This is a genomic window from Polaribacter vadi (genome assembly GCF_001761365.1).
In the GTDB taxonomy this organism is placed as follows: Bacteria; Bacteroidota; Bacteroidia; order Flavobacteriales; family Flavobacteriaceae; genus Polaribacter; species Polaribacter vadi.
Map to the genome: position 1 here is coordinate 1,248,403 of NZ_CP017477.1, position 13,199 is coordinate 1,261,601.

The following is a 13,199-nucleotide window of genomic DNA, read 5'->3' on the forward strand; positions in this document are numbered from 1 at the left end:
AAAACATTTTAGAATTTAATTGTTTGTTTAATAAAGACCATTATTATTAATGGTCTTTTTATTATATTTGCGACTAAATTCCCTAATTTTTTCAATCACAACCAACATAATGAAAACAAAATTATTTTCAGTTGTTGCATTTCTAATGCTTTTAGGGAGTTGCAACAAACCAAAACTAATTGAAATTGATAGCGAAAGACTATTAGAAACTGTAAAAATTCTCTCTGATGATTCTTATGAAGGTAGGGCTTTTTCAAAACCTGGTAGTAAGAAAGCTCAAAACCTTATTTTAGAAAGGTTTAATGAAGCAGGTCTTCAACCGGTTTTTAATAACAATCTTCTTCAAGAGTTTTCGCACACCTTTAAAGGCAAAAATAGGCAAGATGTTTTTCCTATAGAAAAACCTAATCAAAACTATTCTAATGTTCCAGATACAACTGCTTATGGTGCAAATATAGTTGGTATGCTTAAAGGCGAGTCTGCAAAAAGTATCGTAATTACTGCACACTATGATCATTTAGGAATTAGAGATGACAAAATTTATAATGGTGCAGATGATAATGCTTCTGGTACTGCAGCTTTATTTACAATTGCTGAATATTTTAAAACTAGACCTACAAAACATAATTTAATTTTTGCTGCTGTAGATGCAGAAGAAATTGGTTCTTTAGGAGCTGAATATTTCCTTAAAAATTATAGTGATAAATCTAATATTAATTTAAATATTAATTTAGATATGATTGCTCATAGTGATTATGATCCAGAACTTTTTGGTTGTGGTTTGTTTCATTATCCAGATTTGAGAAGACCATTAGAGAAAATTAACTCAGACAAAGTAATTTTATTATTTGGTCATGATGATCCTGAAAATACAGAACAATCAGATTGGACTTTTTCTTCTGATCACAGAGTGTTTCATAGACAAAAAATACCTTTTATGTATTTTGGTGTTCCTGATCATAAAGATTATCATAGGCATACAGACACTTTTGGTTCCATTAACCAAGAGTTTTATGTAGAAGCTGTAAAAATTATTATACAAGCTGTAGAAAATCTAGATGAGCATTTAGCTGACTAACAACAAAAAAAGAGATTACAAATTTGTAATCTCTTTTTTTTTGCAATTACTTTTCACATAAAACCTATCTTAATTTAAAAACATTGTAAAATAAAATTAGTTAATCTCTTTTTTATCAATACTTTTGCACCGAATTTAGAAGAAATAAAATGAAACGTATTAAAGAGTATAAAAAGTTATTTGAAGTTGAAGGTAAAATTGACTTGAAAGAGTTAAAGAAAACTTATAGAAATCTTGTAAAAGAATGGCATCCAGATAAATTTACAGATGAAGAGAAAAAAGAGGAAGCAGAAATTGTAAGTACAAAAATAATTGATGGTTACCATTTTTTGGTAAGTATTGCTCCTGAAACTAAAGAAGCTAATTTAGAAGCTTACAAAACTACAATTACAGATTTCCAAGTAGCAGATTGGCATCATAAAGGAATGTTATTAGAAGTTACTTTTACTGATGGAAATACTTATGAATATTTTGGTGTAAGTAAAATTCTTTTTGGAAAATTCGTAAATGCTAGGTCTATGAATAATTTCGGTAAAAGAAATATTTTCAATTCTTTCACCTATAGAAAATCAAAAAAAGCTTCAGTAATGGCATAAGCTAGATTTTAATTATGGCAATTATTTCATAATAAAATAACCATTATTAATTTTTAATCTATAAAGAAAAAAGAGATAACAATATATTTGTTATCTCTTTTTCTTTTAAATAAAATTAAAAACTAAACCTCTTTAAAACTTAAATTAAAATCAATTTCTATTATATCAGAAACCACAATAATTCCGAGTAATTTTGTGGGCGATTCTAAATTAAAATCAGAAATATCTAATTCTAAAACTCCCAAAATATTATGTGTGTTGTCTTTAGTTTGAGTAACATGCAGTGTATAAGTTTTGGAAATACCTGCAATTTCCATTTCAATACAAGCTTTTATAGATTCTTGTAAATACTCTATTTCTTTTAATTGGATAAGTATTTGAGGAAACTCTTTTGTATTTAATAGTTTATGAAAATCTTTATTAATTTGTCTTCCTCCACAATCAAAAAAAATATTTTTAATTGGTAAAGTCGCTGAATTAAAATACCTTTTATTTTCTTTCTCTTGATAAGAAATAACAAGAGGATTTTCTAGTTTTAAAAAATTAAAATCGCAACTGAATTTATTTATATTTGATTTTCCTTTAATTTTTAATTCGCTTTTAGGAAGAATATAAATATGTTTATTTTCATTACTTTTTTCTCCTTTTAAAAAAGAAAATGAGGTTAAAATTCCGATAAAGAAAATTATAATTCTCATAAATAATATACTTTATGTTGTTTAATTTTAAAAAACAAGACTCAAGCATTTAACTTTGAGTCTTGTTATAAATTTTAATTAGATGTTTTAACTAGAAACTAATTGCTGCCTCTAACATTATGCCGTTAAATTTTGCATCATTTAAAACATTTGTTGTAGAAAAACCATCATATTTTTGGTTCATATACTCTATTTTCATTAAAACATTGTCTGTAAAAAACCATCCACCAGCTAGTTGGAATCTACTAATTTCAACATCTCCATCATTTAAATCTTCAGAATCAATAGTATTGTATCTTCCACCCACATAAAATCTTTCATCTTTTCCAAATCTATAAATTAACTCTCCAGCATATTGATTTGCAGTTCTATTACTTGCTTCTGCTGTAGCTTTTCCTGTTGCAGATTCTATTGTTCCAAAAAATTCTAAACCTTTATACTTTAAAAAAGGATTCACCATAATTGCTCTTATCTGGTTTCTTAAATTTGGATTATATCTTCCAGATCTAAAATTATCAGATCCTGCTGTTGCTGCTTCTAAAACTCTATAATATCTAGAACCTGCTCTATCTGCACTATATAAATAAGAATTTGGTACATAACCTGTGTTATAAATAGAACCCGTTAATCTAAATCTAAAATCGCTATTAATTTGTTTATCATAACCAAATTTTGCCAAGAAAGATGCACCTCCTGTACTACCTTCTTCTGATGATTTTACTACAGATTGATTCAGTTTTCCATTAGAAATACCTAACATTCCAAGAAATCCATTTTTTTGTACAAATAATTCTGCTCCAACTTCTGTAGTAAAAGAATCCATAATTAAATTGCCTACAAATGCGTTATGAATAGTTTGTGCATTATCACTTCGTCTAAAATGGGCATCACCATAATTATTTTCCATATGCCCAATTTTAATAGATGCATATTGCATAAAATCCTCTAAAAATCCCTCACTAACAAAGTCTAATTTATCAATCTGAATATAACCACCTTTTACGTAAGGTTCTGGGTGATGTCTAGAAGATAAATAGGTTCTTAAATGCATTCTTACACCATGATACAATGCCACATCTAAATCTAAATTTGCAGTTGCTAAGTTAAAATTTGAACCAATTGGCTTTAATTCTAATCCTGCAAGTCCAGAGTTTTCTTGATCTAGTCCTTGAAACTGAATGGTTGAAGCACCACCAATTCTTACTTTAACTCCATTAAAGGTAGACTCATTACTTTTAGGGTTTTCAAAAACGTTAACACCTCTTTTATCTACAGGTCTGTAATTATCTAAATCCCTATTTTGTTGTGCAGTTACTGTAAAAGCTCCTAAAACTATCGCTGCTACTAATGTTCTTTTTAAAATTATTTTCATCTTATTATTATTTAATTGGTTTTGGTTTTCTTTATTTATTTACTTTTTTAAAATTGTATTGAATTTTATAAGTACATCATCTCCTGTTTTAATGGTACCTAATAATGCTTTTGGTGGATCAATTTTATAATCTGTCATTTTAATATTTTTTTCACCTGTTATACTTACTAAATTGCTCTCTATATTTACTTTAAATTCTAATGTTATTCTTTTTGTTACTCCAGAAATTGTTAAATCTCCTTTCGCTGTTACATTATAATTTCCATTTCCTAAATCAGTAATTTTATCACTACTTATTAAGTTGAATTTAATTGTTTTATAATCATTCGTATTTAAAGCTTTATAGGTATTTTTATCCATACCACCTCTTCCGCTTTTTAAACTTTCTGCCTCAACAACAATATTTAATTCTTTAATTTGTAAACTATTTTCTGCATTAATTAAAATAAAACCCTTTTGGTTTTCGGTCTTAATATCCCAATCATGGATGTTGGATGTACCAAATACAATAAGCGAAGATTTTTGAATATCTAAATTATATTTTTGTGCAAAACTTGTAAATGGCATGCATAAAAAAGCAACGATTGCTGTAATTAATAGCTTGTCAATTTTCATTTTAAATATCATAACTCTGTTGTTTTAAATTATTATGAGACAAAATTAAGTACTAATAACATTTCTAAATATGATAAAAATCATATTATAATTTTAAGTGAAAAAAATATTTTTGTGGAAAAAAAAACATGAATTTTATACTTTAAAATTCAAAATAGACACTGATAGCAAGTGTTTTATAAAAAATTAAAATCTCATTTTACTTTTGATAAAAATTGAGTCTTTTTTAGATTTGTTTAAAAAAATTGAAATAATTATAAATGATACTTCTTAAAGCTCATTATCATTAATCAATTTTTGATAAAAAAGTTAAAAACTAAAATATTTATATTAATGTCTGTAGAAGTTTATACTTTTAATATCGTTTTTAAATAACAAGAAAAACATTCTCTTTAAGCTTGGTTTTGGTATTTAAACTTTATTAATATATAATTATCGTAAATTAGTATCCAACAAAAGCAAAGCATTAAAATGAAACAAATAACAAAAGTATTTACGCCAATTATTTTGAGTTTTTTATTATTTTTTTGTTCAAATCCTGAACTTAAAAAAGATCATAAGACTAATGATACTGAAATAAAAAGTTTTCAAAAAAATCCAGAATTTAATAACTATTGGTATTCAGGAAAAGCAGAAATAACGTCTTACAAACTATCACAAATTAGATATGGAGAAATTCATGAAGGAACAGCTGTAAATATTTTTGTAACAGAAGATTTTTTACCTGAAAAACAAGTTAAAGCAGATAAAGCGAATAAAAATAATGTGCTTATTCTAAAGTTAAATAGTACTAAAAACTTTACAACTGGTATTTATCCTTATAGTTTAATGACGAGTACCTTCTCTCCTATTGACATCAATAAAAATGCAATTAAAATTTCTTTTTCTTCTCAAGAATGGTGTGGAAATACTTTTGTTCAATTGAATAATAGAGAAGCATATCAAATTCAATTTTATTCTTATTTTGAAAGTAATGCTGATAAAAAAATCAATCTAAAAAAACATATTTTAGAAAACGAACTTTGGAATCAACTTAGAATTTCTCCAAAAAATTTGCCTGTTGGCGAAATACAAATAATACCTTCTTTTGAATTTTTAGGGTTACATCATAAAGAATTTAAAGCATTTTCTGCGATTGCTTCTTTAGAAGAGCAAGGAGCTTTTTTAATTTACACTATAAATTATCCGAAGTTAGACAGAACGCTATCTATAAAAGTAACTAAAGATTTTCCAAATACAATTGAATCTTGGGAAGAAACATTTTCTAGTCGTGGAAAAATATTGACTACAAAAGCAGAAAAAATTACAACAATACAATCTGCTTATTGGAGTAAAAACGGAGTTGCAGATATTAAGGAACGAAAAGAATTGGGTTTAAACTAAAACAAAAAAGAGATTTCATAACTGAAATCTCTTTTTTTTCTACACTATAAATTTAAATTTATACCAAAGCACCTAAATAACGCTCAGCATCTAAAGCAGCCATACAACCTGTACCTGCAGCTGTTACAGCTTGTCTATACTCTTTATCTTGAATATCTCCAGCAGCAAAAACACCTGGTAAATTTGTTTTTGTAGTTTTTCCTTTGGTAATTAAATACCCAACTTCATCCATATCTAAAACACCTTTAAATAAATCTGAATTTGGTTTATGCCCAATTGCTATAAAAACCCCAGTTACTGCAATATCGTGCTTTTCATTTGTTTGATTGTTGATTGCTCTAACACCTTCTACAACATTAGTTCCTAAAACTTCATCAATTTCTGTGTTATATAAAACTTCGATATTCTTAGTTTTATTTACTCTATGTTGCATCGCTTTTGATGCTTTCATATAATCTTTACGGACTAAAATTGTAACTTTTCTACAAATATTAGCCAAATAAGTTGCTTCTTCTGCAGCAGTATCTCCTGCTCCAACTACAACAACATCTTGTCCTTTATAGAAAAAGCCATCGCAAGTTGCACATGCAGAAACACCTCCACCAATTAAACGTTGCTCACTTTCAATTCCTAAATATTTTGCAGTTGCACCAGTAGAAATAATAATAGTTTCTGCTTCAATATGTTTTTCTTCATCAACAACTACTTTATGAATTCCGCCAACTTTATCACTTAAATCTACACTTGTAACCATGCCAAAACGAACTTCTGTACCAAAACGTTCTGCTTGGTATTTAAGATCTTCCATCATTGCAGTTCCATCAGTTCCATCTTTATAACCAGGAAAATTATCAACCTCTGTAGTGGTTGTTAATTGACCTCCCATTTGCATTCCTGTATACATTATTGGTTTCATATCTGCTCTTGCTGCATAAATTGCTGCTGAATAACCTGCAGGCCCTGAACCTATAATTAAACATTTTATTTTCTCTATATTTTCTGACATATTATTCTTAAAATTGATTCACAAATCTAATTTTTTAGATTTATTTATGCTACTTTTTGGTATGTAAAATTACAATATATTTATAATAAAAATTGATGGAAAATATAAAAACCTACTTTTTAGAGACAGCTTTTACTTCTTCAATTGTAATCATTTTCGAGTTTTTATTTCCCCAAGAATTGGTAATATAGTTCATTACATCTGCCACTTCATCATCTAATAAGCCCAATCTAGACATCATATTTTTGTACGTAATTCCATTTACAACAATCTTTCCCTTCAAACCGTATTTTATGGCACTTATGCTAGCTTCTCTCTTCTCCATTAAATAATCAGATTTTGCCAAAGGTGGATAAACCTTAGGTAGCCCTTCTCCATTTGCCATATGACATGAAATACACATATCTGTATAAACTTCCTTCCCTCTTTTAATACTTTCTGTAAATTTAGAGTCCTGATTTATTTCAGTATAACTATCTTCTTTTTTTGTAAACGAAAACATTAGTAAACCTAAAAATACGATTGATATAATTTTTTTCATATTATTTTAAAATAATTTTAACAATTCCTAAGCCTTCAATTCCTACATACATAAATCCATCATTTCCTTGCTCAATTGAACGAACTCTACCTAAACCTTCTAATATTTTTTCTTCTTTGATAACTTTTCCGTTTTCTAAAGTACAGTTAACAATATATTCGAATTTCAAAGAGCCTACTAACAAATTTCCTTTCCAATTTGGATATTTATCAGAGTTTATAAAAGCCATTCCACTTGGTGCAATAGATGGCGTCCAATAATGCAAAGGCTGTTCCATACCTTCTTTTTCTGTAATTTCCGTAAATTTTGTTCCTGAATAGTTTACACCATAACTAATTACTGGCCAACCATAATTTTTCCCTTTTTGAACAATATTAATTTCATCCCCTCCTTTTGGTCCATGTTCATGACTCCAAATTTCATTGGTAAAAGGATTTATTTCCATTCCTTGAGGATTTCTATGTCCATAACTAAAAATAGCTTTCTTAGCATTGTCAACATCTACAAAAGGATTATCATTTGGAATGGTTCCATCATCATTTAAACGATAAATTTTACCACAATCTCTTGTAATATCTTGTGGGTTTTCGTCCCTATTTCCTCGATCTCCAATACTAAAATAAACGTGATTCTCCTTATCAAAAACAATTCTAGAACCAAAATGTTGCCCTTTTCTACTATTAGGTGCTGCTTTATACAAAACTTTCTGATTCGTTAATTGATTATTTTCAAATTTAGCACTCATTAAAGTAGTGTTGGCGCCACTTCCTTCTCCTTCAGAAGATGCATATGTAAAATAAATTAAGTTATTTTCTTTAAAATTAGGATGTTTCTCAATATCTAACAATCCTCCTTGACCTCGAAGAGTAACTTCTGGCATTCCAGAAACAATTGTCTTTTTTCCGTCTTTAAAATGTATTAACTCACCTTCTTTTTCTGTAATTAAAATAGAATTATCTGGCAAAAAAGTAAATCCCCAAGGAATATTTAAATCTTTGACAACAACTTCAAAACTAACAGTATTTTGAGTATTATTTTGAGATTTTATTTTACAAGAAAACATTAAAATCAACATTAAAAAAAGTAATAATTTATTCATCGAATTAAGAATTTAAAAAATAGATTAAAAATTTATAAATATACAAAAATTACTATATATTTGCACTCCGAAAATAAAATTTCGGGGTGTAGCCTCTCGACTTCGCTCGAGATAAACTACACTACAATTTTACACTTTCGGGGTGTAGCGTAGCCCGGTCATCGCGCCTCGTTTGGGACGAGGAGGTCGCAGGTTCGAATCCTGCCACCCCGACTAAAATTAATACCAATAAAAACTAAAACCTTGTAAATCCTATGATTTATAAGGTTTTGTGGTTTTTAGGATTTTCTAAGAATTGATTGAAGCCTATTTAAAGGTAGTTATTGAAATCTGTTCTATAAAAAAAATCTACTTTTCATATAGCTCGTCCTACATTTACAAAAAATGTCTTTAACAAATAAAGTACTAATAGAAACATTTTTTTTAAGATGATTCAAGTATTTCCACCAAACTTTATTTATGCGAAACTTATTAAAAGAAAAGTAAGTAAGCATATAAAAACTTTAAAAAATATTTTTTTATAAAATAACATATTAAATAAGTAAATATTCATAATATGACCCACAAATAATACTAAATTGACCTACTAATATATTTTTATCTAGTTCTATGTTTAAGTCCATAAACTTTCATATTTTGAAATACAAAAAATTAATATTAATAATACTTATTTTAATAACAAATTTTTATAATTTAATAGCTCAAACGCAACCAATATTTCAAAAAATAGATCAATCTCAAGGCCTCTCCAGTTCAAAAATAACAGGAATTGTTAAAGAGAAAGATGGTTTTATCTGGATTAGTACTCAAAATGGACTAAACAGATATGATGGTAATGCTGTTAAAGTTTATAACAAACAAAATAGTAATATCGAATTTAACGATATTTCAGGCATCTACTTAGACAGTAAAAATAGAATTTGGCTAACATCTTATGGAAGTGGGCTAAATTTATATGATAAAAAAAATGATGAATTCATCTCTTTTAAAAATTCTTCACAAAATGATTCTTCAATAATTTCTAACAGAATTAATACTATTATAGAAGATACCAAAGGCCTTTTTTGGATTGGCACAGAAAAAGGGTTGTGCTTATTTGATTATGAATTAAAAAAGTTTGTGAGCTATGCACATCCGCAGAAAAATCAATTAAATATTACGAGTATTTATCAAGACAAAAAAGGGAATTTATGGCTAGGCACTTTTGCAAATGGTTTGTTACTTTTTAATACAAAAGACAAAGAATTTAAAACATTAAACAACGAAACTGAACAAATTACTAGTGCAATTAATGTAATTACAGAATTAAATTCTGACGCCATTTTGCTAGGAACTAAAGGTAGTGGTTTATTAATTGTCGATTTAAAAACCAAAAAAGTAACTAACTTTTTTTACAACAATTTAACATTAAGCAATAAGGTTAAAATTATACGATCTTTAAAAAAAGACAACAAAAATAATTTGTGGATTGGTACAGATGGTTATGGTTTGTTTGAATTACAATATCCAAACAGCAAAGAACCTATTGTTAAAAACTACATGTACAACTCACAACTATTATCTTCTTTAGCAGGTAATGCTATATATGTAATTTCCGAAGACGATGATTCTAATATATGGATTGGTACAGCTTGGAATGGAATAAGTGTTCTAGATAAAAAAAATCAAACAGAGATTATGGTTAGCGACTTTGTTGGTTTAAACCCAAATCCAGTTTTATCTATTTTTCAAAATGATACTAAAATATTCCTTGGTTTAGATGGTAATGGCTTAAATGTGTATAATAAAAAGACTAAAAAAATTCAACTTTACGATAAAGACAAAATTAAAGCCAAATATATCCAGAAGATAATTCAAACAAAAGACAACAACATCTGGTTAGGTACTTTTGATAATGGTCTTATTAAATTGAATGAAGAAAGTAAAAAGGTAACCAAATATACCAATCATTTTAACGACAATCAATCATTGAGTTTTGATGATGTAAGAGATATTATAGAAGACGAAAAAAATAATTTATGGATTGCAACTTGGGGTGGTGGTTTAAATTATTTGGATGTAACGAATGATAAATTTTCAAGGTTTAATTTACCAAATAACAATATTGTATCGATCTTAAAAGACAAAAATAAAATTTGGCTTGCATCTTTTGGTGGTGGTTTAAATCTTTTTAATAGTACTACAAAAGATATTAAAACTTTCAGTTATAAAGAGCTAGACTCAACAACTATAAGTAGCAATAATCTATTTTCTATTTTAAAAGATACTAAAGGATATTTGTGGATAGGAACTTCTGGTGAAGGTGTTAACAGAATGAATCTCAAAACAAATAAAGTAGAACGTTTTCAAAATTTCGAGAACATAAAGTATAGAACCATTACCTCTATCATAGAAGATAATGAAAGTAATATTTGGTTTGGTACTAAAAAAGGGATTATAAAGTACAGTTATTTCAACAATACTTTTACCACTTTTAATAACTTATCAGGTGATTTTCACATTAATTCTACTTTTAAAGATCAAGAAGGGTTTCTTTATTTTGGTGGAATTAATGGAGTTTTAAAGTTCGATCCAAAAACAGTAACAAATACTAATTTACAACCAAAGGTTAGCATCAGAAATTTTAAAATTTTTAATAAAGAAGCCACTATTGGAGATAAAGGAGTTTTAGATAAAAATATTGTAATGACTAAAGAAATTACCTTAGAGCACTTTCAAAATGTTATTACTTTCGAGTTTTCTGCTTTAAAATTTCCAACCGCTAAAAATTGCGAATATGCTATTAAAATGGAAAATTTTGATACAGATTGGAGAGCTATTGGTAAAGACAGGACTGCTACTTATACTAATTTATCTCCAGGAGATTATATTTTTAAAGTAAAAAGCAAGGAAGTTAGCGCAAATTGGGGAGACAGTTTTACATCACTCCAAATAACAATTCAAAAACCATATTGGTTAACTTGGTGGGCATTTACGCTATACTTTTTGCTGTTTTTAATTTTTATATATTTTATAAGAAAATACATTATTGCTTGGGGAAAACTAAAATCTAGCTTAGAGTTAGAAAAATTAACTCATGAAAAAGATAACGAGCTCTATAATGCAAAACAGCAATTTTTCACTAATATATCGCATGAAATAAGAACACCAGTTACTTTAATATTAAGTTCTATTAATCGATTATTTGATAACGATAAAACTAAAGACAACAAGCAAATTAAAGCAGCCTATACTATTAGAAGAAATAGTAATTTACTTTTAAGATTGGTTAACGAGCTTTTAGATGTTAGAAAATTAGAAACAAACGATATTGCTTTAAATGTCTCTAAAGGTGAATTTGTTGGTTTCGCAAAAGAAATTTATTTGTCTTTTTCAGACATTGCTTCCGATAGAAATATTAAATATCGTTTTAAAACAGATGAAAGTACTATTTATTTGTGGTTTGATAATAATCAGTTAGAAAAAGTCATTTTTAATTTATTATCTAATGCTTTTAAATTTACAAATGATAATGGAGAAATAGATTTTAACATAGAAACCAACGATAATGAGGTTATATTTATGGTAAAAGATACAGGAATTGGACTTTCTGTAGATGATAAAGAAAAAATTTTTAATAGATTTTATCAAGTAAAATATACTCACACCAAAAATAATAAAGGTTTTGGTCTTGGTTTATCTATAGTTAAAGATATAATTAAACTGCATAAAGGAAAAATAAGTGTTTCTAGTGAATTTAAAAAAGGAAGTTCTTTTGAAGTAAAGTTATTAAAAGGAAACAATCATTTTAAAGACAGTTTAGAAGTAGAGGAAAACAATTTATTTGAAGAAAATGCCGTAGAAAAAATTCAAAAGAAAATTTTAGATCGAAAAGATAAAAAAGAAACTATTTTAATTGTTGAAGATCATGAAGAGATTCAAGAATCTTTAAAAGAACTTCTAGAAAACGAAAACTACGCTGTTATTCAAGCTTTTAATGGTCTAGAAGGATTACGATTAGCAACTACCACAACTCCAGATCTCATTATAAGTGATGTTATGATGCCAGAAATGGATGGACTTGAATTATCTAAAAAAATAAAACGCAACAGTACAAAAAGTCATATTCCAATTATCATTTTAACTGCGAGAACATCTACCAAAGATAAAATGGAAGGTTATGAAACAGGAGCTGATGAATATATAATAAAACCTTATAATGAGGAGTTTTTAATAAATAGAATTAAAAACCTTTTAGAGAGTAGAAAATTATTAAAGCAAAAATTTAATAACACTACTCTATTGAATCCAAAAGAAATAACAGTGAACTCTAAAGATCAAATATTTTTAGAAAAACTATATAAGTCTCTAGAAGAAAACCTACAATCAAATAACCTGAAAGCTCAAATTATTTCTAAAAATTTAAATATGAGCCATTCTTCTATGTATAAAAAAATAAAGTCTTTAACAGGTCTTACTTATATGGAGTTTATAAGAGATTATAGATTATCAATTGCAAAACAACTCATAGAAGAAATGGGGTATTCTGTTTCAGATGCATGTTACAAAGTGGGCTATTCAGATAGAAAATACTTTAGCAAGCTATTTAAAAATAAGTTTAAACAAAATCCTTCTTATTACTTAAAATCTTAAAGAACGAACCATATATCAAATATCTTACCCTAAACATATGCTATTTTAATCTATTTTATGAGTTATTAATACTCATTTACTGAAAATGACCCCTGTATAATTTTACGGATTATAATTACTTGCACTAGTAAAGTAAGCTATTTTTTTTACGAAGTAAAAATCTATTAATTTTAAAATTA

General features: G+C 27.2%; 10 protein-coding genes and 1 tRNA gene. 5 read left to right on the plus strand and 6 right to left on the minus strand.

All coding sequences use genetic code 11. The features are described 5' to 3' along the window. Positions 1–109: 109 nt before the first annotated feature. Complete coding sequence (locus tag LPB03_RS05530; RefSeq protein ID WP_065318886.1) at positions 110–1,078, plus strand: M20/M25/M40 family metallo-hydrolase; 969 nt, start codon at positions 110–112, stop codon at positions 1,076–1,078. A gap of 149 nt (positions 1,079–1,227) precedes the next feature. Further along, positions 1,228–1,674, plus strand: a complete 447-nt coding sequence (locus tag LPB03_RS05535) for a KTSC domain-containing protein (protein WP_065318885.1) — start codon at positions 1,228–1,230, stop codon at positions 1,672–1,674. Positions 1,675–1,796: 122 nt separating this feature from the next. On the opposite strand, the gene LPB03_RS05540 is transcribed toward LPB03_RS05535, so the two are convergent. From LPB03_RS05540 to LPB03_RS05550, 3 genes are all read right to left on the minus strand, one after another. After that, positions 1,797–2,372: a YceI family protein gene (locus LPB03_RS05540; RefSeq protein WP_065318884.1), complete on the minus strand. Its 576-nt coding sequence runs from the start codon at positions 2,370–2,372 to the stop codon at positions 1,797–1,799. 91 nt (positions 2,373–2,463) lie between these two features. After that, positions 2,464–3,744 carry a hypothetical protein gene (locus LPB03_RS05545; protein ID WP_065318883.1) on the minus strand — a complete coding sequence of 427 codons (1,281 nt, stop codon included), beginning with the start codon at positions 3,742–3,744 and terminating at the stop codon, positions 2,464–2,466. A 39-nt stretch (positions 3,745–3,783) separates the two neighbouring features. Continuing rightward, positions 3,784–4,359 (minus strand): YceI family protein, encoded by a 576-nt coding sequence (locus tag LPB03_RS05550; RefSeq protein ID WP_065318882.1) that lies wholly within the window; start codon positions 4,357–4,359, stop codon positions 3,784–3,786. Positions 4,360–4,830: 471 nt separating this feature from the next. Between LPB03_RS05550 and LPB03_RS05555 the strand changes: the two genes are divergently transcribed. After that, complete coding sequence (locus LPB03_RS05555; RefSeq protein WP_065318881.1) at positions 4,831–5,742, plus strand: septum formation inhibitor Maf; 912 nt, start codon at positions 4,831–4,833, stop codon at positions 5,740–5,742. 58 nt (positions 5,743–5,800) lie between these two features. Here the strand turns inward: LPB03_RS05555 and trxB are convergent, their stop codons facing one another. The 3 genes from trxB to LPB03_RS05570 all read right to left on the minus strand — a co-directional run bounded on the left by trxB (position 5,801) and on the right by LPB03_RS05570 (position 8,388). Then, positions 5,801–6,748, minus strand: a complete 948-nt coding sequence (gene trxB, locus LPB03_RS05560; RefSeq protein WP_065318880.1) for a thioredoxin-disulfide reductase — start codon at positions 6,746–6,748, stop codon at positions 5,801–5,803. A 112-nt stretch (positions 6,749–6,860) separates the two neighbouring features. After that, on the minus strand, positions 6,861–7,289 hold the full coding sequence (locus LPB03_RS05565; RefSeq protein WP_083187080.1) for a c-type cytochrome: 429 nt from the start codon (positions 7,287–7,289) through the stop codon (positions 6,861–6,863). Position 7,290: 1 nt separating this feature from the next. Continuing rightward, the gene (locus tag LPB03_RS05570) at positions 7,291–8,388 is read right to left on the minus strand and encodes a PQQ-dependent sugar dehydrogenase (RefSeq protein WP_065318879.1); all 1,098 of its coding nucleotides are present in this window, start codon (positions 8,386–8,388) and stop codon (positions 7,291–7,293) included. A 138-nt stretch (positions 8,389–8,526) separates the two neighbouring features. Between LPB03_RS05570 and LPB03_RS05575 the strand changes: the two genes are divergently transcribed. Next, positions 8,527–8,601: transfer RNA gene (locus tag LPB03_RS05575), tRNA-Pro, on the plus strand. A 423-nt stretch (positions 8,602–9,024) separates the two neighbouring features. Then, a complete protein-coding gene (locus LPB03_RS05580; RefSeq protein ID WP_170324199.1) occupies positions 9,025–13,020 on the plus strand; it encodes a hybrid sensor histidine kinase/response regulator transcription factor in 3,996 nt (1,331 codons plus the stop codon). Positions 13,021–13,199 lie beyond the last annotated feature (179 nt).

Coding starts and splice junctions, on each gene's coding strand:
- LPB03_RS05530 (WP_065318886.1), top strand. CDS start 110: ATGAAAACAAAATTATTTTCAGTTGTTGCATTTCTAATGCTTTTAGGG.
- LPB03_RS05535 (WP_065318885.1), top strand. CDS start 1,228: ATGAAACGTATTAAAGAGTATAAAAAGTTATTTGAAGTTGAAGGTAAA.
- LPB03_RS05540 (WP_065318884.1), bottom strand. CDS start 2,372: ATGAGAATTATAATTTTCTTTATCGGAATTTTAACCTCATTTTCTTTT.
- LPB03_RS05545 (WP_065318883.1), bottom strand. CDS start 3,744: ATGAAAATAATTTTAAAAAGAACATTAGTAGCAGCGATAGTTTTAGGA.
- LPB03_RS05550 (WP_065318882.1), bottom strand. CDS start 4,359: ATGAAAATTGACAAGCTATTAATTACAGCAATCGTTGCTTTTTTATGC.
- LPB03_RS05555 (WP_065318881.1), top strand. CDS start 4,831: ATGAAACAAATAACAAAAGTATTTACGCCAATTATTTTGAGTTTTTTA.
- trxB (WP_065318880.1), bottom strand. CDS start 6,748: ATGTCAGAAAATATAGAGAAAATAAAATGTTTAATTATAGGTTCAGGG.
- LPB03_RS05565 (WP_083187080.1), bottom strand. CDS start 7,289: ATGAAAAAAATTATATCAATCGTATTTTTAGGTTTACTAATGTTTTCG.
- LPB03_RS05570 (WP_065318879.1), bottom strand. CDS start 8,388: ATGAATAAATTATTACTTTTTTTAATGTTGATTTTAATGTTTTCTTGT.